The 21567-nt window shown below is 65.1% G+C and carries 22 protein-coding genes; 13 read left to right on the top strand and 9 right to left on the bottom strand.

From position 1 onward, the window contains the following. The first annotated feature begins 159 nt into the window (after positions 1-159). From RCH10_RS19335 to RCH10_RS19290, 10 genes are read left to right on the top strand one after another with little or no spacing between them, the layout of a single operon-like run. The gene (locus tag RCH10_RS19335) at positions 160-456 is read left to right on the top strand and encodes a hypothetical protein (RefSeq protein ID WP_323501335.1); all 297 of its coding nucleotides are present in this window, start codon (positions 160-162) and stop codon (positions 454-456) included. Further along, positions 453-1889 (top strand): F0F1 ATP synthase subunit beta, encoded by a 1437-nt coding sequence (gene atpD / locus RCH10_RS19330; protein ID WP_409053649.1) that lies wholly within the window; start codon positions 453-455, stop codon positions 1887-1889. Before RCH10_RS19335 ends, atpD begins: the two co-directional genes overlap by 4 nt. After that, on the top strand, positions 1886-2350 hold the full coding sequence (locus RCH10_RS19325) for a F0F1 ATP synthase subunit epsilon (RefSeq protein WP_409053648.1): 465 nt from the start codon (positions 1886-1888) through the stop codon (positions 2348-2350). The genes atpD and RCH10_RS19325 overlap by 4 nt, the downstream gene beginning before the upstream one ends. Beyond that, entirely contained in the window at positions 2347-2637 is a 291-nt protein-coding gene (locus RCH10_RS19320) for an AtpZ/AtpI family protein (RefSeq protein WP_409053647.1), read from the top strand. The genes RCH10_RS19325 and RCH10_RS19320 overlap by 4 nt, the downstream gene beginning before the upstream one ends. Beyond that, positions 2634-2933, top strand: coding sequence for an ATP synthase subunit I (locus RCH10_RS19315; RefSeq protein ID WP_409053646.1), 300 nt, complete (start codon positions 2634-2636; stop codon positions 2931-2933). Before RCH10_RS19320 ends, RCH10_RS19315 begins: the two co-directional genes overlap by 4 nt. Further along, positions 2930-3631 carry a F0F1 ATP synthase subunit A gene (locus tag RCH10_RS19310; protein WP_409053645.1) on the top strand — a complete coding sequence of 234 codons (702 nt, stop codon included), beginning with the start codon at positions 2930-2932 and terminating at the stop codon, positions 3629-3631. Before RCH10_RS19315 ends, RCH10_RS19310 begins: the two co-directional genes overlap by 4 nt. After that, entirely contained in the window at positions 3628-3873 is a 246-nt protein-coding gene (locus RCH10_RS19305; RefSeq protein ID WP_012494624.1) for a F0F1 ATP synthase subunit C, read from the top strand. Before RCH10_RS19310 ends, RCH10_RS19305 begins: the two co-directional genes overlap by 4 nt. 15 nt (positions 3874-3888) lie before the next feature. Beyond that, the gene (locus RCH10_RS19300) at positions 3889-4632 is read left to right on the top strand and encodes a hypothetical protein (RefSeq protein ID WP_409053644.1); all 744 of its coding nucleotides are present in this window, start codon (positions 3889-3891) and stop codon (positions 4630-4632) included. Then, the gene (locus RCH10_RS19295; protein ID WP_409053643.1) at positions 4616-6148 is read left to right on the top strand and encodes a F0F1 ATP synthase subunit alpha; all 1533 of its coding nucleotides are present in this window, start codon (positions 4616-4618) and stop codon (positions 6146-6148) included. Before RCH10_RS19300 ends, RCH10_RS19295 begins: the two co-directional genes overlap by 17 nt. Then, positions 6145-7029 (top strand): F0F1 ATP synthase subunit gamma, encoded by an 885-nt coding sequence (locus RCH10_RS19290; protein ID WP_409053642.1) that lies wholly within the window; start codon positions 6145-6147, stop codon positions 7027-7029. The genes RCH10_RS19295 and RCH10_RS19290 overlap by 4 nt, the downstream gene beginning before the upstream one ends. A gap of 21 nt (positions 7030-7050) precedes the next feature. Here RCH10_RS19290 and RCH10_RS19285 read toward each other — a convergent pair whose 3' ends face one another. Then, positions 7051-8826, bottom strand: a complete 1776-nt coding sequence (locus tag RCH10_RS19285; RefSeq protein WP_409053641.1) for an ATP-binding protein — start codon at positions 8824-8826, stop codon at positions 7051-7053. Next, the gene (locus tag RCH10_RS19280; RefSeq protein ID WP_409053640.1) at positions 8819-9469 is read right to left on the bottom strand and encodes a response regulator; all 651 of its coding nucleotides are present in this window, start codon (positions 9467-9469) and stop codon (positions 8819-8821) included. Before RCH10_RS19280 ends, RCH10_RS19285 begins: the two co-directional genes overlap by 8 nt. Before the next feature lie 79 nt (positions 9470-9548). Here RCH10_RS19280 and RCH10_RS19275 point away from each other — a divergent pair, with 79 nt between their 5' ends. Beyond that, positions 9549-9794, top strand: coding sequence for a hypothetical protein (locus RCH10_RS19275; protein WP_409053639.1), 246 nt, complete (start codon positions 9549-9551; stop codon positions 9792-9794). A 139-nt stretch (positions 9795-9933) separates the two neighbouring features. Next, positions 9934-10398, top strand: a complete 465-nt coding sequence (locus RCH10_RS19270; protein WP_323495226.1) for an SET domain-containing protein — start codon at positions 9934-9936, stop codon at positions 10396-10398. A gap of 26 nt (positions 10399-10424) precedes the next feature. On the opposite strand, the gene RCH10_RS19265 is transcribed toward RCH10_RS19270, so the two are convergent. The 7 genes from RCH10_RS19265 to RCH10_RS19235 all read right to left on the bottom strand — a co-directional run bounded on the left by RCH10_RS19265 (position 10425) and on the right by RCH10_RS19235 (position 20826). Beyond that, positions 10425-11984, bottom strand: a complete 1560-nt coding sequence (locus RCH10_RS19265) for a sugar ABC transporter ATP-binding protein (protein ID WP_323495225.1) — start codon at positions 11982-11984, stop codon at positions 10425-10427. Then, entirely contained in the window at positions 11981-13147 is a 1167-nt protein-coding gene (locus RCH10_RS19260; RefSeq protein WP_409053638.1) for a strictosidine synthase, read from the bottom strand. The genes RCH10_RS19265 and RCH10_RS19260 overlap by 4 nt, the downstream gene beginning before the upstream one ends. Then, on the bottom strand, positions 13147-15261 hold the full coding sequence (locus RCH10_RS19255) for an ABC transporter permease (protein ID WP_409053637.1): 2115 nt from the start codon (positions 15259-15261) through the stop codon (positions 13147-13149). Before RCH10_RS19255 ends, RCH10_RS19260 begins: the two co-directional genes overlap by 1 nt. A gap of 22 nt (positions 15262-15283) precedes the next feature. Further along, positions 15284-16297, bottom strand: coding sequence for a sugar ABC transporter substrate-binding protein (locus RCH10_RS19250; protein ID WP_323495222.1), 1014 nt, complete (start codon positions 16295-16297; stop codon positions 15284-15286). A gap of 91 nt (positions 16298-16388) precedes the next feature. Beyond that, positions 16389-17360 carry an ABC transporter permease gene (locus tag RCH10_RS19245; protein WP_187052060.1) on the bottom strand — a complete coding sequence of 324 codons (972 nt, stop codon included), beginning with the start codon at positions 17358-17360 and terminating at the stop codon, positions 16389-16391. A gap of 25 nt (positions 17361-17385) precedes the next feature. Beyond that, the gene (locus RCH10_RS19240) at positions 17386-19665 is read right to left on the bottom strand and encodes an AMP-binding protein (protein ID WP_409053636.1); all 2280 of its coding nucleotides are present in this window, start codon (positions 19663-19665) and stop codon (positions 17386-17388) included. Between the two features lie 216 nt (positions 19666-19881). Further along, a complete protein-coding gene (locus tag RCH10_RS19235; RefSeq protein ID WP_409053635.1) occupies positions 19882-20826 on the bottom strand; it encodes an adenylate/guanylate cyclase domain-containing protein in 945 nt (314 codons plus the stop codon). 243 nt (positions 20827-21069) lie between these two features. Here RCH10_RS19235 and RCH10_RS19230 point away from each other — a divergent pair, with 243 nt between their 5' ends. Continuing rightward, positions 21070-21522, top strand: coding sequence for a hypothetical protein (locus RCH10_RS19230; protein WP_409053634.1), 453 nt, complete (start codon positions 21070-21072; stop codon positions 21520-21522). The last annotated feature ends 45 nt before the right edge of the window (positions 21523-21567 follow it).

The raw sequence follows: 21567 nt of genomic DNA, 5'->3' as shown, positions 1-21567 counted from the left end.
ATCGCGTGCGCAACAGCGCCGGCCATGTGCAGCAGCATCTGCGCGACCGCTTGCTGGAGCACCGCGCTTTCATCACAGAGCACGGCATCGACATGCCGGACATCCTCGGGTGGACGTGGCCGGTGGCTCCGATCGCACCCTGAAAGCAAGGAGAAGATCATGCCGATGAACCTGTTGCGCCGGCTCCGCTGCTCGCTGCTTCCGATCGACCTGCACGCGCAAAGCGACATCGAGAAGTGCATCGTGCTGCGCATGTCGCACCTGATCGACGCCGATCTGCCGCCGCTGCGGCATGGGGCGGGGCACACGATCTACTCCGGGCACGCGACCGTCATGCAAATCACGGCGCTGGGCCTGGCCGCCCTGATGCGCGATGAGGTCGCGGTGGCCTCGACAGCGGCTCCGACCACCATCCCTCCCGCAGTGGGCCCGTCGCCGATCGTTGCCGGCCCATGACCTCCGTGAGCGCACCGCAAGGCCGCGTCGTGGCGGTGCGTGGTGCCGTGATCGATGTGCGCTTCGACCAAGGCGCACTGCCTGCCATTCACACCGCGCTCGAAATCGACTGGGACCGAGGCGAGCCGCTCGTGCTCGAAGTGCACGGCCATCTCGACTTTGCGACGGTGCGCGCCATCGCGTTGCAACCGACGGCCGGCCTCGCGCGCAACACCGCAGTGCACACCACCGGCCAATCCATTTCGGTACCGGTCGGCGATGCAGTGTTGGGGCGCCTTCTCGATGTTGTCGGTGCCGTGCGCGACCGCGGGCCTGCCCTGCCGGCCGACACACCGCGGCGCGCCATCCACGCATTGCCGCCGACGCTGGCGCAAGGCACGTCGGGCAATACCGTCTTCGAAACCGGCATCAAGATCATCGACCTGCTGACGCCGCTGGCGCAGGGCGGCAAGGCTGCGATGTTCGGTGGTGCCGGTGTCGGCAAGACGGTGCTGGTGATGGAGCTGATCCACTCGATGGTCGAGAAATACCAGGGCATTTCGGTGTTTGCCGGCGTCGGTGAACGATCGCGCGAAGGGCACGAACTGCTCAACGACATGCGCGGCTCGGGGGTGCTGCCGCGCACCGTGCTGGTGTACGGCCAAATGAACGAACCACCCGGTGCGCGCTGGCGCGTGCCGCTCACGGCACTGACGATCGCCGAGTATTTTCGGGACCAGAAGCACCAGAACGTACTGCTGTTGATGGACAACGTTTTCAGGTTCGTGCAGGCCGGGAGCGAAGTGTCGAGCCTGCTCGGCCGGCTGCCGTCGCGCGTCGGTTATCAGCCGACGCTCGCGACCGAAGTCGCTTCGCTGCAGGAACGCATCGCCTCGGTGGCGGGTGCCTCGGTCACGGCGATCCAGGCGGTCTATGTGCCGGCCGACGACTTCACCGACCCTGCGGTGACGACGATCTCCAGCCACATGGACAGCATCGTGATGCTCTCGCGCGACGCCGCGGCGCAGGGCTTCTATCCGGCCATCGACCCGCTGGCGTCGTCATCGGCGTTGCTCGATCCACTGGTCGTCGGAGAGGCGCACTACCGTTTGGCAGAAAGCGTGCGTGAGGCACTCGCGCGCTTCAAGGAACTGCAGGACATCATCTCGCTGCTCGGCGTCGAAGAGCTGGGTGCGCAAGACCGGCTGACCGTGACGCGCGCGCGCCGGTTGCAGCGTTTTCTGACGCAGCCCTTTACGGTGACCGAAGCCTTTACCGGCACGCCCGGCCGCAGCGTCGTCCTCGCCGATACGCTGGCTGGCTGCCGCGCCATCCTCGACGGCGAGTGCGACAGCTGGTCCGAAAGCTCGCTCTACATGGTCGGCACGCTCGACGAGGCGCGGCAGAAGGAGCAGGCGGCCGCGGCAGCCACCGCGGTGACACAACCTGCATGAAGCTGCGCATCACCACGCCCCTCACCATCGTGGTCGAAGACGATCAGGTGAACTCGCTGCGCGCCGAAGACGCCAGCGGCAGCTTCGGCATCTTCGCCGGCCATGCGGATTTTTTGACCAGCCTCGCGATATCGGTGGTGAGCTGGACGAACGGAGTACCCGGAAGCGAGCGGAGCGAATCCGCCAACCGAAACTACTGCGCCGTCCGGCGCGGCGTCTTCTCTGTCTCCAACGGACAGACCATCGCCATCGCCACGCGCGAAGCAGTCGTGGGGACCGACCTCGCGACGCTCGACGAAGAGGTACTGACGCGTTTTCGCAGCGACCTCGACGCCGAGCGCGTCGAGCACGTGGCGAGCGCGCAGTTGCAGCTCAACGCGATTCGGCAGCTCATGCGCCACTTGCGTTCACGCGCGCCGATGGGGTACGGGCCATCGGCGCAAGCCGGACGTTCGGCATGAGTGCATCGCCGCCCCCCGAACATGACGACCCGTTGGTCCAGGAGAGCCGCCTGCGCAGCGAGCGCCACCGCAAGTCGCAGGCTGAAGGCGAGCCGTCCGTCGGGCGCCGTCTCGCACAGATCGGCGTGCTCGGCTGGATGATCGTCACGCCCACGCTGCTCGGTGTGTTCGTCGGCCGCTGGCTCGACGGCAAGTTCAGCTCGGGCGTTTTCTGTACCGCGCCGCTGCTGCTGGCAGGCCTCGGCCTCGGATGCTGGTCGGCGTGGAAATGGATGAAGTCCACATGAGCACCGCGCTTCTGCTCGCGGCCCATCTGGCGGTCGGCTTCGGTCTGGGGTGGCTGTACTTTTACGGCCTGTGGCGCAACGCGCGCATGCTCGCGCGCGGCGCACCCATCAGCAAAGTGATCGCGCTGTCGGTCGGCCGCTTCATTTTGCTGGGTGCGGTGCTCGTGCCGGTGGCGCTCGAAGGCGCACTGCCGCTGCTTGCGACGTCCCTGGCGATTTTCATCGCCCGCCTCGTCTCGGTGCGGCGCATGCGCCGCGTAGAAGACGTATCGCCGCGGAAGGAGAAAGCCGCTTGATTTCGCCGCTCACCAGCGCGCCGCTGTTCCGCGTCGGGCCGGTGCCGATCTCCGCCGCCGTGCTCATCACTTGGGCGATCATGGCCGTGCTGGTGCTCGGCGCCATCGCGATTCGCCGTCGACTGAAGCTGGTGCCGTCGGCCACGCAAGCCACCTTCGAGATGATCGTGGAAGTCGTCGACAGCCAGATCCGCGACACCATGCGCGTCGCGCCAGCGCCGTACCGCGCCTTCATCGGCACGCTGTTCATCTTCATCTTCGTCTCGAACTGGTCGTCGCTGGTGCCGGGGGTCGAACCACCGACCGCGCGGCTCGAGACCGATGCCGCGCTCGCCCTCCTCGTCTTTCTTTCGGTCATCTGGTACGGCGTCCGCACCGTCGGCGTTCGCGGTTACCTGGCGACCTTCGCGGCGCCCAATCCGATCATGATTCCGCTCAACTTCATCGAGAGCATCACTCGGGCCTTCTCGTTGCTGGTGCGCCTCTTCGGCAACGTGATGAGCGGCGTGTTCGTCGTGGGCATCGTCGCGTCGCTGGCCGGCTTGCTGGTGCCGATTCCGTTGATGGCGCTCGACCTGCTCACCGGCGCCGTGCAGGCGTACATCTTCGCGGTGCTGGCGATGGTGTTCATCGCCAGCGCGGTCGAAGAAGCCAACACCCCATCCCCATCAATTTCAGACCCAAGGACTTCACCATGAACTGGCTGGCTTTCATCAGCATCGTCTCGGCTGCGCTCGCGGTCTCTTTCGGGGCCATCGGCCCGGCGCTCGCGGAGGGTCGCGCAGTCGCCGCCGCCATGGACGCCATCGCGCGGCAACCCGAGGCGGCCAACACGATCTCGCGCACGCTCTTCGTCGGGCTGGCAATGATCGAGACCATGGCGATCTACTGCCTGGTTATCGCCCTGCTGCTGCTCTTCGCCAACCCGCTCTTGAAGTGACGCGAAAGTGACGCGATGACCGTCGATTGGTGGACGCTCGGCTTTCAGGCCGTCAACGTTCTGGTGCTGGTCTGGCTGCTCGGGCACTTCTTCTGGAAGCCGGTGTCGGCCATGATCGAACAGCGTCGAGTCGCAGCGGGCCAGACGCTGGCCGATGCGGAGGCACAACGCGCCTTGGCGGCTGCGGCACTCGCCGACATCGCCCGCACACGCGCCGGATTTGTCGAGGAGCGCAACACCCTCCTGGCCGACGCCCACGCCGCTGCCGAGCTGGCGCACACCGCGCGCATCGAAGCAGCGATGCAGCAAGCCACGGACATCGAAGCCAGAGCACACGAAGCCGCTGCGAAGGAGAAGGCCGCCGCCGAAAGCGCGTGGCGCGGCAGTGCCAGCGCATTGGCTATCGACATCGCCTCGCGCCTTTGTGCGCCGCTGGCCGGTCCTGCTCTGGAGGCCGCGTTTCTGGTTCGCTTGCTCGACAAGCTTCGCGCACTGTCCGAGGCGGAGCGCCACGGCATCGCGGCTGCAGGCGTAGCGCTCGACGTCGTGAGTGCCGCACCGCTCGCGGCCGAAGATGCAGACCGTGCGCGCCAGCAGATCGCCGAAGCACTCGGCGCCGCGCCGCAGTTCGTCTTCGCCGTCGAGCCGGCGCTGGTCGCTGGGCTCGAACTGCGTGGCCCGCATCTGCTCGTCAGCAACAGCTGGCGCGCCGACCTGCAACACATCCGCTCGGAGCTGGCCCATGACATCGTCGCCTGACCTGAAGGACGATGTCCGCGCTGACGCGTGGCTAGAACAGTCGCGCGGCAAACTCGCCGCCACGGTGCTCGCGCCGCGCGCCGAGCAGATCGGCCGTGTCGAAGAAGTGGCCGACGGCATCGCGTTCGTCTCGGGTCTGCCCGACATCCGGCTCGACGAATTGCTGCGCTTCGACAAGGGCCAGTTCGGCTTCGCGCAGGTGCTCGAGCGCGACCGCATCGGCTGCGTTCTGCTCGACGCCGTCGATGCCATCGAGGCCGGCGATGCGGTGCGTGGCAGCGGCGACGTGGTGCGCGTGCCGGTCGGTCCGGCGCTACTCGGCCGCGTGGTCGATTCGCTCGGCCGGCCGCTCGACGGCAAGGGACCGCTTGCCAGCCACACGAGGGAGCCGATCGAGCGGCCGGCGCCCGACATCATCGACCGCGACCTGGTGACGCAGCCGGTGCAGACCGGCCTGCTGGTGATCGATGCCTTGTTCGCGCTCGGGCGTGGCCAGCGGGAACTGATCGTCGGCGATCGGGCCAGCGGCAAGACCACCATCGCCATCGACACCATCATCAACCAGAAGAACAGCGACATCGTTTGCGTGTACGTCGCGGTCGGGCAGAAGAGTTCGGCGGTGCGGCGCGCGATCGAGGCGATCCAGACGCTGGGTGCACCGGAGCGCTGCATCGTGGTGGTGGCGGGTGCGTCCAGCTCGGCCGGGTTGCAGTGGATCGCGCCCTTCGCCGGCTTCACGATGGCGGAGTACTTTCGGGACCGCGGCCAGCATGCGCTCATCGTCATCGACGACCTCAGCAAGCACGCTGCGAGCCACCGCGAGATCGCCCTGCTCACGCGCCAGTCGCCGGGCCGTGAAGCGTACCCGGGCGACGTGTTCTACGTGCATGCGCGGCTGCTCGAGCGCGCCGCCAAGCTGTCTCCGGAAAAAGGTGGCGGCTCGCTCACTGCGCTGCCGATCGCCGAGACCGATGCCGGCAATTTGAGCGCCTTCATTCCGACCAACCTGATCTCGATCACCGATGGCCAGGTCGTCCTCGACGCCAACCTGTTCCATGAAGGGCACAAGCCCGCGGTCGACGTCGGCACCAGCGTGAGCCGGGTCGGAGGCAAGACGCAGGCGCCGGCGCTGCGCAAGGCAGCCGACACGCTGCGGCTCGACTACTCGCAGTTCCTGGAGCTCGAAATGTTCACCCGCTTCGGCGCTATGGTGGAGACCCGCGTGCGCAACCAGCTGGCGCGCGGTACCCGCATTCGGGCCATCCTGAACCAGCCGCAGCATGCACCGCTGCGGCTCGCCGACCAGGTCGCGCTGGTGCTGGCGGTGCAGGCAGGGCTGCTCGATGCGGTGCCGCTGGCGACCATCGCGGAGTTCAGGGCGGGCCTCGCCGACGCGATGGACCGCGACGCGCCCAACGCTGTGCAAGCGGTGCAAGACAACGGCAAGCTGGACGACGCACAGCGCGAGTCGCTGCTCGATGCGCTCAAGCACTACGTCACCGCTGTCCTGCCATGACCGAACGCCTCGCCGACATCGATGCGCGCATCGACGGCGTGCGGCAACTCGGCGCCGTGGTCAACGCGATGCGCGGCGTCGCTGCGGCACGTGCGCAGCAGGCGCGCAACCAGCTGGCGGCGGTCGATGCGTATGCACAAACGATTGCTGCAGCGATGGGCCGCGCACTCGATTTCGAAGCAGCCGACCCGTCGTCCGTTGCGCCTCGCCCTACGCGGCCTGCTTTGCTGGTCTTTACGGCGGAACAAGGCTTTGCCGGTGCGTTCAGCGAGCGTGTGTTCGACACCCTGAATACACGCTCTGGCTCTTACTCGGGCCCTGCAGAAGGCACCGACGCAGCACAGCCTGAAGTCTTCTTGATCGGCACGCGTGGAAGCGCAGTCGCTGCGTCACGTGGCGTCTCGGTGGCCTGGCAAGCGGCGATGCCCTCGCATTCTTTTGCCATTCCCAAGCTGGCCGAGCGCGTTGTCCAGGCGCTGTATGCCCGCATAGCGATCGGCGCCATCGACACGCTCGATGTGATCTCCAGCCAATGGCAGCCCGGCCACGGCGTGCATGTGAGACGCCAGCGCCTGTTCCCTGTCGATTTCAGCCTATTTCCGCGCCCCGAAAATGCCGAGCGGCCATTGCTCAACCTCGCGCCATCCGGCCTGGTCGTGGCGCTCGCAGAGGACTACCTCTACGCCGAAATCTGTCGGGCCGCGCTCCATGCGTTCGCCGCCGAAAACGAAGCGCGCATGGAAGCGATGGCAGCCGCACGCCACCAGGTCGAGCAACGACTGGCGGCATTGCAAGCGACGCAGCGGCGTGTGCGTCAGGACGAGATCACCGCCGAAATCATCGAGTTGGCGGCCGGCGCCACGGCCGCCGCGCGCTGCTGACAGCACAGGCAGATCGGCAGGTCAGGCCGGGGTGGGGCTCGGCGCGGCCGCCACCACGTCCTGCAAAGTGCGCGCGAGCAGCTCGCCGGCAAGCGGCTTGTGCAACACACGGGTCGCAGCCGCCGACAGCTCGATGAAGCGCGCGGGCGCCGTTTCCCCGGTCACGATCACGGCCGGCAATGCGGGGAGCAGCCGGCGCAGTCGATCGATCACGTCGAGAGCCGTTTCCTTCAACAGGCGAAAGTCGACCACCAGCACATCGGGCATGAAGCCGCTTCGCAGCACCTGCTCCGCCGCAGCACCGCTTTCGACGCCCTCGACCGACCAGCCGATCTGCGCCAGGTAGGTGCACAGCGCGGAGCGCACTTCGGCTTCGTCGTCGACCAGCAGCACGACCAGCTTTCGGCCGTCGGACGCACGCGGCGAAGTGCCGGCATCGTGCGCCATGTCGTGCTGCTCCGGCTCGGCGGCATCCATGCGCAGCGTGAAGGTGGTGCCGCGGCCCGGCTCGCTGTCGAGCGCCACATCCAGCTTCAGCAGGGCCGCCGTGCGTCGCACGATCGCCAGCCCCAAACCCAAACCCTGCGAGCGGTCGCGAGACCGATTGCCGAGCTGATAGAACTCCTCGAACACGCGCTCGCGCTGATCCGCCGGGATGCCGGTGCCGGTGTCCGCCACCTCGATCTGCAAGCGGCCATCGGGCTCGCGCTGCGCCGACAGCGTGATGCCGCCGCGCCGGGTGAACTTGATCGCGTTGCTCATCAGGTTGCCGAGAATGCGCATCAGCTGGTCGCCGTCGGTGCGGCCCCACAACGGCTCGTCCGGCAATCGGAGCTCGAGCTCGAGGCCCTGCTGGGTGGCCAGCGCCAGATACTCATCGCGCACCGCCCGCAGCAGTGCGCCGATGTCATGTGCCGCGAGATCGGCGTGAATCGAGTGCGCGTCAAGGCGAGAAATATCGAGCAGGCCGTCGAGCAGCCCGCTGCTCTGGCGCAGTGCACTGCCGATGCCGCGACTCACCTCTTTCAGCAAGGTGTCGGTGCCGCGCTCGGCCAGGATGTCGAGCGTGGTCGCGTTGATCGACAGCGCATGCAGCGGCTGTCGCAGGTCGTGGCTGGCCGCGGCAAAAAAACGCGTTTTGCCTTCGCTCGCCGCCTCGGCACGGTCGCGCTCCGCCTCGACCGCGTCAGAAAGCCGGGCGTTGTCTTCGACCAGCCCCATCAGCTCCTTCAGATTGCGCCCATGGTCGCGCACGCTGGCAAGCAAGACGAGGTACATGGTGACGATGCCGATACACAGCGCAATGCCCAGCGTCTCGCCGCGCCAGGCCCAGCCGACGGCCATCAGCAAGAAGGTCAGGCTGCAAAACCCGATGAAGGCGCGCTGCGAACCTGCGACCGACGCCGCACCCACCGCGCAACCCGCCACCAGCATGATGCCGACCAGCAGCGGCGCGACGTTGTCGGGCGCGGTGAAGGCCAGCGGCACGATGGGCGCGGTCGCCAGCCCGTTCATCGTGAAGCCGCGCACCAGTTTCGGGAGTGCGGCGATACGCTCTTCGACCGACTTCATTTTCTCGACGGTGCGACCGAGGCTGAAGCGGTAGACCATCACCGCGCCGGTGCAGGCGAGCCAGACCCAGGGCCAGAGGTGCAGGCCTTGCCGAACCGCGACCACGGCGATGACGATGTAGCCGATGTAGACCGCCGGCAGACGGCGCGAATACTGGGTCATCAACGCCACGCGCCGCTCGGCGATGCGACGCTCGACGCTCGCCTCGCGCGATGCCTCAGTCAACCCGCACGCCCTCGCGCGACGCCTGGTAGGCGGCTTCGGTGCGGTTGCGAACGCCCAGCGCGCTGTATACGGCCGTGAGGTGCGCCTTGACGGTCGATTCGGCGATGTCGAGCTGGCGCGCGATCAGCTTGTTGGGCAAACCACGGGTCGCTGCGCGGTAAACGTCCATCTGCCGCACGGTGAGGTTCGAGAGACGCGGGTCGGCGACGGTAGCAGTGACAGTGGCAGGCTGGTCGCCACGGTCTGCGCTGCCGTCGAGCGCTTCGGACGGCAAGAAGATCCGGCCCGCCAGCACGTTGCGCAGCGCCGCAACCATCATCTCGGAGCTGTACTTCTTGGGAATAAAGCCAGCCGCGCCGAGTTCGACGGACTGGCGGATCAGTGCCGCATTGGTTTCGCCCGACAAAACGACGACGCGCGCCATGCAGCCAGCGTCGCGGAGACGGCGAATCGATTGGGTGCCGTCGCCATCGTTTAAATGCCAGTCGAGCAGCACCAGATCGAAAGGCGTGCGCTGCACCAGCGCAGTGGCCTGCACCATGTCGCCGGTGGTCTCGACGCGCAGTTCGGGCACCAGCACATTCAGCAGGTTCTTCATGCCCTGCAAAAACATCACGTGGTCGTCGACCATCAGTACGTTCATCCTCTACCTCCGGGCGCGAGTATCGGTGAGATTTTGTGAAGCGCGGGAACGCCCCGGTTTGCCGATTACGATCGGCGCGATGGATGACCTGGCTGCACTTCAATCGCTCGGACTCGAGTTGCCGAGTCCGGCGTATATCGTGGGTGCCATCATTTTCGGGCTGGTCGGGTGGGTCGCATTCCGCTACGGGCGCAAGCAGAAGAAGCCGCGTACCTTGTGGCTCGGCGTCGCGCTGATGCTCTATCCATATGCGATATCGCGCACCTGGATGCTCTACGCGGTCGGCGTGGCGTTATGCGCCGGGCTGGTGCTGGATCGGAGCTGAGGCGCAGTCCGGCACAACGAACAACTTCTGCTTTCTGCCCCCCACCTTGGCTCTTGTCTTTGCCTTTGCCTCTCGTCCTCCACTTCTTTGCCCGCCGACCGCTTGTCGGAATGGGCCGTTTTTTGCTTTACTCATCTTCATGATTCAGATCGATCTCACCGCCCTTTCACTTCCCGGCGTGGAAGTCCATGACAGCGGCGTTCACGGACTCGGCGCCTTCGCGTCGCAAGACTTGCCAGTCGGCACCAAGCTGGGCCAGTACGCGGGTCGCCGCTACAGCGCCGAACAGGCCGAGGCGGTGGACTGGGACTCCAGCCTCACCTATCTCTTCGGCCTCTCGGACGGCACGCTGATCGACGGCGCCGACGGCGGCAACGCGACGCGGCACCTCAACCATGCATGCGAGCCCAACTGCGAGGCGGTCGAGGTCCAGCGAAAGGGGCGCCGTATCGTGCTCGAAGTTCGCACCATCAAGCCGGTGCGCGCGGGCGACGAACTCTTCATCGACTACGCGCTCACCGTCGATGAGTCGGAGCCCCGCACGGGCTACCCTTGCTACTGCAAATCGGCGGGGTGCCGCGGCACGCTGCTCGGGCCGGTCTGACCTGGTGAGCACTGGCGCCTAACGCGTCAGTGGATCGCCGCGTACATGATCTTTTCCTGCGTCGCCTCGGTCGCCGAAAACTCCGTCACCACCTTGCCCTGCTTGGCGACCAGGACGCGGTCCGACAACGCCAGCACCTCGGGCAAGTAGGACGAGATCACCACCACAGCCTTGCCGGCGTCGGCCAGCCGGTTGATCTCTGCATGAATCTCGGCGATGGCGCCCACGTCGACGCCGCGGGTCGGCTCGTCGAAAATGATGATGTCGGGGTCCTGCACCAGCGACTTGGCGATCACCACCTTCTGCTGGTTGCCGCCCGACAGCTCGATCACCTTTACGTCCTTGCTGATGGCGCGCACGTTCAACAGCTTGATCCAGTGCTCCCCCACCGCCTTGGCCTTGGCACCCGACACCACGCCGAAAGCGCTGCCGAGCTTTCCCAGCCAGCCCATGTAGATGTTCTGCGAGATCGACATGGTCTCGAAGAAGCCTTCGATCTTTCGGTCTTCGGTGATGTAGGCAATGCCGTCGCGTACCGCGGATCGCGCGACCTTGTAACGCACCGGCTTACCGCGCAGCAGCACCTCGCCGCCGTGGAAGAAATCGCGCTTGATGAGCCCGGCCACCACTTTGAAGGTTTCGGTACGGCCGGCACCGACGAGCCCGAACACGCCGGTAATCTGGCCCGCGAAGACCGATAGCGAGTTGTTCTTGACCATCGACGCCATGCGCAGATTGCGCACCGACAGCAGGCATTCGCCACGCGGCCGCACCGTCGTCTTCTTCTGGCCGTAGAGCGTTTGCGAGAGGTCGCGCCCGACCATCGCCTGCACGATGCGCGTGCGGTCGAAATTCTTTTTGTCGTCGGTGACCACGTGATGGCCGTCGCGCAGCACGGTGATGCGGTCGGCCAACAGCAGCGCCTCCTCGAGTGCGTGCGAAATGAAGATGATCGAAACGCCGCGCGCTTTCAAGTTGAAGATCAGGTCGAAGAAGTACTTCTTTTCTTCCGGCGTCAGGCTGGCGGTCGGCTCGTCGAAGATGATGATGCGGGCCTGGTGCAGCACCGCGCGGGCGATCTCCACCATCTGCTTCTTTGCCGCGCCGAGCATGCCAACGGTCGCGGTCGGATCGACGTCGAAGTTGAGCGACTGCAGGAACTGCTGCGCCGAGATGTAGACGCCGCGCAGGCGGTTGTAGAAAGCCTCTTGCCCCAGATAGAGGTTCTGTGCCACCGTCATCGTCGGCACCAGGCTGGTCTCCTGGAAGACCATCGCGATGCCACGGTGCCGCGCTTCGAGTGGCGTGCGCAACTCGACCGGTTGCCCTTCCACCAGCATCTGCCCGCCCGACAGCGGCACCACGCCGGCCATCACCTTGGTCAGCGTCGACTTGCCGGCGCCGTTCTCGCCGAGCAGCGCATGGATCTCGCCCCGCCGCAGCGTGAACGACACGTCTTCGATGGCCGGCACACCGGCATATTTCTTGGTAGCGGCGCGCAGTTCGAGAACGATGTCTTCGGCGGCGGAAGGTGCGGATGCGGCGGCCACAGCGGCAGCCTCTGCAGCGTTTATCAGGTCGGTCATTGCATGGCTCCTGGGCCGGTCAACGGCACGCGCAGCAATCGCCCGCTGCCTCTCGATGCAGCGTACAGCGCACCGCCGAACTCGACGACTGCGGTGATGCCGTGGTGCTGGCCGTCGACCTGGCTGTGCAGCGACTCTGTCGTGTGCCCTTGCGCATCGACGTGCAGCACCAGCCCGTAAGAGCGAGGTGGTGCCCACGGCTTTAGCACACCCATCTGCTTGACGCCGGCGCCCTGCAACGGCTCCAGGTAACTGGTGCCGGATCGCAGCGACGGCGCGACCCAGTAGCGCGGGTCGACGCTTTCGAGCATGCGCGTGCGGTAGGCATCTTCGCGCAGCACGAACTCCACGAGCTGCGTGCGGCAGACGAAGCACGTCAGCCAGAAGCCGCCGCGTGCGGCAGGCGCCATGCGCGACGGATAGCCCGGCAGATCGGCGAGCAGTGGTCGCGTCACGGCCGACAATGCGCTGGCCGAATCCGGGGCGCCCTGGACGACACGATGACGCCAACTCTCGCTGTAGAGCACTCCCGCCGCGCCTCCCTGCCGACCTTGCAACGCTTCGCCGCTTTTCGGCAACACGCCGTACGCATACTGCAGACGGCTTGCCAGCAGTTCGGCATCGCCTGATCCGCCATTCGCGTCTACATGCCAGCGGCCGACGCGGCCGGTCTGGCCTTTTTCCATCAGGTCGCGGCACCATTGGTCGGGGCCGCGCCGAACTGATCCGTCGCTGAACAACAAGCCGCCTTCAGCGTCGAAGGAAAGTGCATTCACGCTGTTGAGCTGCGCGCCGTCGACCCGTTCGAGCGTGGCGATGCCGGCCATGCTGTTCACTCCGTGCGAGAGCAGAACGATCCGCTTGCCCTCCAACGCCACAGCCAGAAGATTCGTCGACTGCACTGCCAGCGCGGTAATGACCGCATCGAATCGATGCACCTCGACCAGCCCCTTGTCTTCGAGCCGGTACAGCACTGGGCCGGCGCTCGCAAAAAGCGCATGACCGTCGGTCGCCAGGTCATCGATGTCGGGCAGCGTCGCGACCACCTCGGCATCGTCGAGCGCACGATTCGGCTTGAGTGCGCCGTCCATGACCGGCACGGTGATGGCAGCGTCGCCGCGGCCCAGCACGCGATCGCTGAATTGACGGATGGTGTCGAACATCAGGCAGCCCTCCAGCGGCGCTCATACTGGTTGAAGCCGGGGTCGGCTCCGGGCAGCGTGTAGCGGCCGATGCGATTGTTGGAAATGCCGCCGAGGTACAGATGGCCCTTGTGCTCGCGCATCGAAGTGATCATGGGATGGTTCTCGCCGCCGAGATCCCACAGCGTTTCGAGCACCTCGCCGGCCTCGCTGAACTTCAGCACGCAGCCGGTGTTGATGTTAGGGAACAGCCATTCGTCGACCGGCAGCCGCGACGCCATGCGCTTGCGAAAGCCCGGCATGCGCATGGCCAGGTCGTACGCCGGGGAACGCATGCCGACCAGCGCCAGCCAGTAGTTGCCGTCGGATGCCAGGTTGATGTTGTCGGGGTAGCCTGGCAGGTCGGCAATGACCATCTCGACTTGCCCGCTCTTCGGTCCGTCGAACCAGTAGCGCTTGACGCAGCAGCCCCAGGTTTCTGCGAACAGGATCGACTGCCCGTCGCTCGCGATGGCGATGCCGTTGGGGAACTTGAGGTCGCGCAACACCGTGCGAGTCGAGTTGTCGCGTGGGTCGTAGCACACGATGCGACCGTTGCCACGCGCCTCCAGCCCATCGACCGGCCACTCGTCCATTTCGTAGCGCACCGTGGCTTCGCTGAAGAACACGCGGCCGTCATCGGCGATGTCGAGATCGTCGGCCAGCCGCAACCGGCTGTCGTCGTTGATCGAGCTCCAACTGCGGTTCGTCTCGTCGGTGACGCGCTCGACCTTTTGCTGTGGCGTGACGCGATACAAGCCCATGCCGCCGACGCACACATAGAGGTTGTCTCCGCGGTCGAAAGCCATGCCGAGCGGTTGGCCGCCGATGTGCGCGAAGATTTCCATGCGCTCGTAGTCAGGCGCAAAGAAACGGATGATGTCGCCGTGCCGGGAGCCCGCGTAGAGGTTGTCTTCGCGGTCGAGGATGACGTCTTCGGGCGCCTCGATGCGTCCGAGTCCAATCAGCTTCACGTCACGCAGCTTGTTGTTCAGCGCATAGCGGCCTGCGGCCTCCTCGCTACAGTCCGGCGCGTCGCCGAGCTTGTGATAAGTAGGGCTGATGTAGACCTTGCTGATGATGCGCTGTCGGTTCTTCAGCCAGCGCACATCGATCACCGCAGCCAGCACCAGGATGGCCGCCAGCACCATGCGGATGACGCCGCCAGGCGCCGACATCGAGGTCAGCCCGTTGGTAATCAACAGCACCAGTAGCGTGCCGACCATCGCCTTGGTGACCGAGCCGCGACCGCCGCCCAGGCTGATGCCGCCGAGCACCGCCGCCGTCAGCACCAGAACTTCCATGCCGACGCCGATGTCGGCGCCCGCCGTGGCCAGCCGCGACGCGAAAAAGCAGCCGCCCGCGCCGGTAAGAATGCCGCAGCCCACATAGCACAGCGCCACCGTGCGCCGCACCGCGATGCCACCGTTGTAGGCCGACCGGCGTGAGCCACCGATGGCCATGATGTGCCAGCCGAGGCGCAGCCGGGTCAGCAGCAAGTGCCCGCCGATGGCCGCGACGGCATAGACCCAGGCCACCGTCGGCAGCCCGAGAAAAGTGCCGTCGCCCAGAAAATTCCAGACTTCCGAATCGGGCAGATTGCCGGCGATTTCGGTCGAATACTGCATGCTCAGAATCTCATACACCGACCTGAAGATGATCAGCGTGATGAGCGTGGTGAGAAACGCGCGCAGCCGCAGGTAGCCGATCAGCAAGCCGTTGATGGCGCCCAGACAGGCGCCGCACACCAGCGTGCCGAGGACCGCGAAAGCCACCGGCCACTTGAGCACGTGCATCAGCATGAGCGCGCAGAAATTGGTCAGCGCGAACATCGACCCGACCGACAGATCGATGCCGCCGACGATCATTACCAGCGCCATGCCGAGCACGATGAGGCCGATCTCACCGGCCTGCCGGAGCGTGTCGGCCAGCACGCCAGGCGTGTAGAAATTGCCGATCAATCGCCCGGAGGCGATGACGACGACGATGAGCAGCAGCACCGGGATGGCGGTCTCGGTCCATCGCTTGGACAGGATCTCGCCGACCCAGTGGTCGGGCCAGTAGCGGTAACGCAGCCGCGTCAGTGTTTCATTCATGGCAAGAACGCAGCCGGTCGCGTCACTTGCTGGCGGTCAGTTTCCAGCAGGTGCCGTCGGCACTCGCGTTCTCCTTGGTGATGGGCACCAGCGTGGTGTAGATGTTCTGTTTGGCGGAGCCGGGCTTGATGCCGTTCTGCACCAGCCACTTGATCATCGCAGCCATGTTGCTGGCCTGGGTCGGCACGTCGTAGCTGATGTCGGAATCGAAAGCGCCCGACTTCACTTGGTCGCAGGCGCCCTTCTGCTCGCCACCGCCCGACGTCGCGAGGAACACCTTGCCGGTGAGACCCGCTTCCTTGACCGCGGCTGCAGTGCCGATGTCCATGCCGTCCCAAAATCCGATGATGCCGCACAGGTCGGGGTTTTGCTTCAGCACGGTCTGCGTGAGCGCCTTGGCCTTGGCGGCGTCCCAGTCGGCCGCCTGGTTCGAGACGACCTTGATCTGCGGATTTTTGGCAAGCACATTCTCCACGCCCTTCAACGTGTAGGCGCTGGTCGCTGCTGTCGGCGCGCCCTGCACGATGGCGATCTTGTTCGACTTGCCCTTGCAAGCCGCCACCACCGACTCGGCATTGCGCTCGCCGACATCGACCCAATCGGCGCCGACGAAAACGGTCGACGGCTGCACCGATCGCATGTTGATCTGCACCACGTAGATGCCTTCGCTCTCGGCCTTGGCGATGAGCTTGGCGTAGGTCGCGACGTCGGGGTTGTGGATGACGATGACGGCGGGCTTCTCGGCGATGAGCGCGGTGAAGGCCTGCGCGCCGGAGTTGGTGTTCCAGTTGGGGTCGCGCGCGACGACCTTCATGCCCGAGGGCTCCAGCTCCTTCTTCAGTCCGTTGTACCAGCCCTGCGCCAGGTCGAAGCCCATCGCCACCGGGATGAAACCGACGGTCTTGCCATCCAGTGATTTCTTGTAGCCGTCACGGAACGGCTCGTCCAGCCCCTTGCCCTGCGCCAGCGCGGTTTGCGCGGCGGCGAGGCCGAGGGTCAGGCAAGCGACAGTCGCGATTTTTTGTCCGAGATGCATGCTGTGTCTCCTTCATTTGTATTTAAGAACAGCGCCAATGGATGCCTGGCGCGGGGCACTAACGGAACTTGGAAAAAGCAATTCTTCGAGGTCAGATGTCGCCCTGCTGGGCCGTCTCCTCGTTGCGCGGATTGAAGGCCGAGTCGACCAGGATGGCGACCAGCAGCACCACGCCCTTGACGATGTTCTGTACCGAATAGGAGATGTCGAGGATCGTCATGCCGTTCAGCATGGTTCCGATGAGCAGCGTGCCGATGATCACGTTGAGCACACCACCGCGGCCGCCGGAAAGTCCGATGCCGCCCAGCACCACCACCAGCACCACGTCGTAGATCATGGTGGAGTTGAAGATGCGCGTCGGCATGCTGTTGACCGAAGCCGCCATCACGATGCCGGCGAAGACGCCGATCAACGCGGCCATGACGTACTGCAGCACGACGATCGGCCGGGTCGGCAAGCCCGTGGCGCGCGCGCCGAAAGGGTTGTCGCCGATGGCGTAGATGAAGGCGCCGGCGCGCAGCCGTTTCAAAAACAGTGCGAGCCCCGCCGCAGCGATTCCGAACATGACAACCGGCATCGGCAGGCCGGCGAACGTGCCACGCCCCATCCAGGCGATCGAGTCCATATTGCTCGGCCATTGCACCACTTCGAGTTGAAAGAAGAACGCCTGGCCCAACCCCGCGAGAAACAAACCCGATGCCAGCGTGGTGAAGAGCGATGGCACTTCGGCATACGCGATGAGCCAGCCGTTGACCAGTCCGAACGCCAGCGACAGTCCGACAGCCAGTGCGCAGGCGGCAGGCAAGGTCATGCCGTTTTGCATCAACTGCAGCAGCAGCCCCGACGGCACCGCAAGCGCCGCGATCATCGAGATATCGATGCCACGTCCGATGACGACCACCGACATGCCGAGCCCCAGGATGCCGAGGATGGCGACGTTCTGCAGCAGCGTGAGCAGGTTGTCGACCTGCGCGAAGCCGGGCAACAGCAGCGCGAAGCCGAGGAACATCAGCACGAACAGTACGAAGACGATGCTCTGCTGCGAGATGTGGATTTTTTTCATCGATGGCTTTGTGACGAATTCCGGCTCAGGTCATGGCGACATGCAACGAATCGCGCAGCGCACGCTTCATGACCTTGCCGTTCAGGTTGCGCGGCAGCGGCTCGGTGCCGATGGTCCAGGTCTCCGGCACGGCGTAGTCGGAAAGGCGCTCGGTGCTGAAAGCCTGCAGTGCCGCGGCTTGTGTCGACGCATCCAGTTGCCGCACGCAAACGAAGGCATGCACGCGCTCGCCGAGCACGGCGCACGGCACGCCGACCAGAGCGACCTCGATCACCTCCGGGTGCTCGGTGATCGTGTTCTCTGCCGCGGCGCAAAAGATCTTGTAGCCGCCGCGATTGATGACGTCTTTCTTGCGGTCGAGGATGCGCACATAGCCATCGGCGTCCATGCTGCCGATGTCGCCGGAACGCCAGTAGCCGCCCTTGAATTCGCTGGCGGTGGCGGCCTCGTTGCGCCAGTAGCCCTGCGACACCATCGGGCCGGCGATCCATATCTCGCCGGCCTCGCCGCGTGGCACTTCATTGCCGGCGTCGTCGACGATGCTGATCTCGCCACACGACACGGCCAGACCGACACTGTCTCGATGCTGCGGTGTCTGGCCGGGCGGCATGATGGTCGCCGGTGAACAGGTCTCGGTCGACCCGTAGGCGTTCATCAGCGTGAGGTTGGGCAGGCGCTCGGCCATCGCTTCGATGCTGGCGGAAGGCATCGGCGCGCCGCCGAAGGCGCCGATGCGCCAGTGATGCAGGTCGTGCTCCTGCAGGTTTGGCAGCAAAAGGCACAGGTTGTACATGGCGGGCACCATGATCGTGTGGGTCATGCGCTCTTCAGCCGCGAGCCGCACGAATTCGCCAGCCTTGAAGGGCGGCATCAGCACGACGCAGCCTTGAGCATGCAGCATCGTGTAGAGCTCGGCCACGAGCCCGGTGACATGGCTGAGCGGCACTGCCACCACGCTGCGATCGTCCGGGCCGAGGCCCATGGCCTGCACGAAATGCATCACCGAATGCACGATGTTGAGGTGACTCAGCATCGCGCCCTTCGGCTTGCCGGTCGTGCCCGAGGTGTAGAGCAGCACGGCGAGGTCTTCTTCGGCGCTGTCGTGCGGTTGCGTGAGCGGCTGCGCCTGCATGAGATCGCTGAAGAGCTCGAACCCTTCCCGGGTTCCACCGACCACCACGCGATGCCGCAACGACGGCACCGACGTCGACGCAGGAACGAACTCGGCGAGCTCGCGGCTGCACACCAGCGCGAGCGCCTCCGCATCGTTGAGCGAATACGCGATCTCCGCCGCACGGGCTCGCGAGCTGATCGGCACGGCGACCGCGCCAAGCCACGCGCAGGCATAGATGGCGATGACGAACTCGGCGCTGTTGTCCATGAACAGTGCGACCCGATCGCCAGGACCAATGCCGCGCTGCTTCAGGCCGGCTGCGCACTTGCACACGGCATGGTGCAAGCCGCGCCAGGTAAGACGTAAGGGCCCGATGACCAACGCCTCGGCGTCGGGGCGTGCCGCGAGCACGTCGGCCACCAACTGCGCCACATGCACGCGTCGCGGCGTAAAGCAGCGCACCACGCGGTCCCCAAAATGAACTTCGCGACGCATCTCCGACATGGTTTCTCCCCAAGGGCCGGGGCGTGCACGAAGCGGCACCGCGGCACTGTGTTGCGACGGCGCGCTCAGCACGCCCCGCATGAGCATTTCGATGCAATGGCGCACCGCGTCTTCGAGGTTGTGGGCAGCGCGGTTCTCTGGCCGGTACCAACGGCCCACGCCGCTCAATGCGCCAACCACCGTGTAGGCCGCCATAGCCGCATCGCCGGCGGCGATCCAGCCTTCGGCCATGCCGGCCTCGATCAGCGTACGGAACTCGACATCGATCTCGCCCTTGAGCGCACGCAGCTCGCGCCGGCGCGGCTCCGACAGCGGGTCTTCGCCGATGCGGATCACACAAAGGCCGAAGTCGCTGGTCACGATGCCGGCGTAGTTTTCCATCGCGGCGCGGAGCCGCTCGCGACCCGCGAGGCCGCGCTCGGTCGCTTCGTCGATGCAGGCCCGCAGCGCACCCAGACCACGGCGCACGCACTCGAAGAGGATCTCTTCCTTGTTCGCGACGTAGTGATAGAGGGTCGGCTTGGTGACACCGAGGCTTTGCGCGATGTCGTCGAGCGAGGTGCCCTGAAAGCCGCGGTGCGTGAACAGGCGTGCTGCCGCGGTGAGCACGGCGTCGCGCTTGGCGCTGCGTGGCTGCTGCCTTTCACGGTCGGTCCGCCAAGGCGAATCCCCGAGCTCAGTACCCATGCGACTCCTCGTCGATCTGAAGCCATGGATGCGGTCGACCAACCCGAGGCGCCCTCGAAGATACGAGGTTACCGGACGGTAAGCATCCTGACTGAGCGCGAGTTTCTGCCGTTGTATGGCAGGTGCGTATGCTGATTTGCCCTTAGCTGCAGCGCAGCATCGGGCGAAGCGGGGCGGGTGTTACCCGAACGTCGACCGATGGTCGACGCAACGCAATTAGCGCGCGTCGCGTCGCGCCAGCAGCACGTTGCCGCCGGTCGTGTTGAACGAAATCGTCGGTGCGCTGAAGTCGCTCAAGGGCGCGCCCAAGCCGATCTCGCCGCTGCCATGCAGCACGCACTCCTGCCGGCGCAATGCGATCTCGCCGCTGGCACCGGCGGTACCGTGAAAGCGCACCCAGGTGCCGTAAGTGCTGACATCGACCAGCACGCAACTGCCTTGCCGCGCTTCGATGCGCGCGTGCAGCCGCGACACGCGCGGGTCGTTGACGACGAATTGCGCATCGTCGACACGACCCAAATGAATCGGCAACTCCGATGCACGGAACAGCGAGCGCACATCGAGCCAGGCCAGCTCGATCTGGCCGAAGGTCGAGTCGGGCGCCTTTTGAGGTGCCAGCGAAGCCGGCATCGTCAAGAACTCCGAAACCTCTTCCTGCCAGTCGACGCGATGGACGATCGCCATCTCGTTGCGGCCGCGAATGTTGATGGGGCCCAGATTGCGATGCCGAACGCTGCCGTCGTGCAGCTGCTCGATCACCGAATCGGTCGCCCAAATCTGGCCCGGGCCGGCCAGGTCGCTCAGGCGCGAAGCCAAGTTGACGGCATCGCCGTAGCAATCACCGTCGACCTCGACGATTTCTCCGCTCGCCACGCCGATCTGCAGGTCCATGCGCAACGGCGCCGGCCAGACCGACAGCCGCTTTTGATGATTGCGCTGCATCTCCAAAACGGCCGCAGTGGCAGCCGGCCCGCTCTGAAATGTCGCGAAGACGCCATCGCCTAACGATTTGACGACGCGCCCGCCGTGGGATTCGCAAACGCCGCCGATCCACTGAATCAATCGCGTGACAGTTTCCGTCGCTCGTGCGTTTCCCATGGCCTCGAAGACCCGCGTGCTCCCGGTCAGGTCCGCAAAGACGACGGTGGTTTGAATGCCCATTTTGTGAATTTTTTGGTAGCGACAGCTGTTTGATTATGGCAAAGCATTCGTTTCTAGGCGTTGGCGGTTGGCGACGTGCACGCTCGATGCAGCCGCCGATCGTTTTGCGCTCTCCAATGTCAATGTGCGTCCGAAGCACGAACGCAGGCCCGCGGCTGGATTCAAAAGAGTCTTTTCTCAGCCCTCATCGCATCCCTGAACACCCAAAAACTAAAACTAATGTATCAACTCTTGGGAAAGCGCTTGAACAGTTTCGTGAAGTATGTTGTTTTTAATGATGAAAAAGTGTGTCCGGGCTTGTGCCACCGCTTGACGCCCATTAACGTACGTTCAACAAGTCTCCAAGCAAATAGCTCCCGCGTCATGGTTTCCCCAAGCAGCTTCTTTCGACTTCTGTCCTTCCCCGGCATTGGCTGGAGCCGCTCTGCCGACCGTAAGACAGGGCAAATTCGCACGGTGATGTTGTCACTGTTGCAGGTGCACACCGGCCAGAACGTCCAGCGCCTGATGCAACGCGTGCGCTTTGCCGAAGACGTGGAAGCCCTCTGGTATCTCCGGCAAGACTTGTTGGCCGCAATCAGCGAAGTCGATGGCGAGCTGGAAGCGCGCCGTCAGGTCAAGCAGATCAACGGCATGTTCAAAGGCGGATTGCCCAACACCATGGGCCCGCGCATTCACCAGCGTTTCCCGGTTTGAACAAATTTTCGGTCTGAGCAAGTCAGATCGAGGCTGACCTCTTCA

Source organism: Variovorax sp. GrIS 2.14 (genome assembly GCF_046115955.1).
In the GTDB taxonomy this organism is placed as follows: domain Bacteria; phylum Pseudomonadota; class Gammaproteobacteria; order Burkholderiales; family Burkholderiaceae_C; genus Variovorax.
Note: the sequence above shows the minus strand (reverse complement) of the source record. Positions and strands in the feature narration are given on the sequence as shown.

Coding starts and splice junctions, on each gene's coding strand:
- RCH10_RS19245 (WP_187052060.1), bottom strand. CDS start 17,360: ATGAAAAAAATCCACATCTCGCAGCAGAGCATCGTCTTCGTACTGTTC.
- RCH10_RS19255 (WP_409053637.1), bottom strand. CDS start 15,261: ATGAATGAAACACTGACGCGGCTGCGTTACCGCTACTGGCCCGACCAC.
- RCH10_RS19320 (WP_409053647.1), top strand. CDS start 2,347: ATGAGTGCATCGCCGCCCCCCGAACATGACGACCCGTTGGTCCAGGAG.
- RCH10_RS19295 (WP_409053643.1), top strand. CDS start 4,616: ATGACATCGTCGCCTGACCTGAAGGACGATGTCCGCGCTGACGCGTGG.
- RCH10_RS19260 (WP_409053638.1), bottom strand. CDS start 13,147: ATGTTCGACACCATCCGTCAATTCAGCGATCGCGTGCTGGGCCGCGGC.
- RCH10_RS19275 (WP_409053639.1), top strand. CDS start 9,549: ATGGATGACCTGGCTGCACTTCAATCGCTCGGACTCGAGTTGCCGAGT.
- RCH10_RS19270 (WP_323495226.1), top strand. CDS start 9,934: ATGATTCAGATCGATCTCACCGCCCTTTCACTTCCCGGCGTGGAAGTC.
- RCH10_RS19235 (WP_409053635.1), bottom strand. CDS start 20,826: ATGGGCATTCAAACCACCGTCGTCTTTGCGGACCTGACCGGGAGCACG.
- RCH10_RS19280 (WP_409053640.1), bottom strand. CDS start 9,469: ATGAACGTACTGATGGTCGACGACCACGTGATGTTTTTGCAGGGCATG.
- RCH10_RS19290 (WP_409053642.1), top strand. CDS start 6,145: ATGACCGAACGCCTCGCCGACATCGATGCGCGCATCGACGGCGTGCGG.
- RCH10_RS19315 (WP_409053646.1), top strand. CDS start 2,634: ATGAGCACCGCGCTTCTGCTCGCGGCCCATCTGGCGGTCGGCTTCGGT.
- RCH10_RS19240 (WP_409053636.1), bottom strand. CDS start 19,665: ATGGGTACTGAGCTCGGGGATTCGCCTTGGCGGACCGACCGTGAAAGG.
- RCH10_RS19335 (WP_323501335.1), top strand. CDS start 160: ATGCCGATGAACCTGTTGCGCCGGCTCCGCTGCTCGCTGCTTCCGATC.
- RCH10_RS19250 (WP_323495222.1), bottom strand. CDS start 16,297: ATGCATCTCGGACAAAAAATCGCGACTGTCGCTTGCCTGACCCTCGGC.
- RCH10_RS19305 (WP_012494624.1), top strand. CDS start 3,628: ATGAACTGGCTGGCTTTCATCAGCATCGTCTCGGCTGCGCTCGCGGTC.
- atpD (WP_409053649.1), top strand. CDS start 453: ATGACCTCCGTGAGCGCACCGCAAGGCCGCGTCGTGGCGGTGCGTGGT.
- RCH10_RS19300 (WP_409053644.1), top strand. CDS start 3,889: ATGACCGTCGATTGGTGGACGCTCGGCTTTCAGGCCGTCAACGTTCTG.
- RCH10_RS19265 (WP_323495225.1), bottom strand. CDS start 11,984: ATGACCGACCTGATAAACGCTGCAGAGGCTGCCGCTGTGGCCGCCGCA.
- RCH10_RS19325 (WP_409053648.1), top strand. CDS start 1,886: ATGAAGCTGCGCATCACCACGCCCCTCACCATCGTGGTCGAAGACGAT.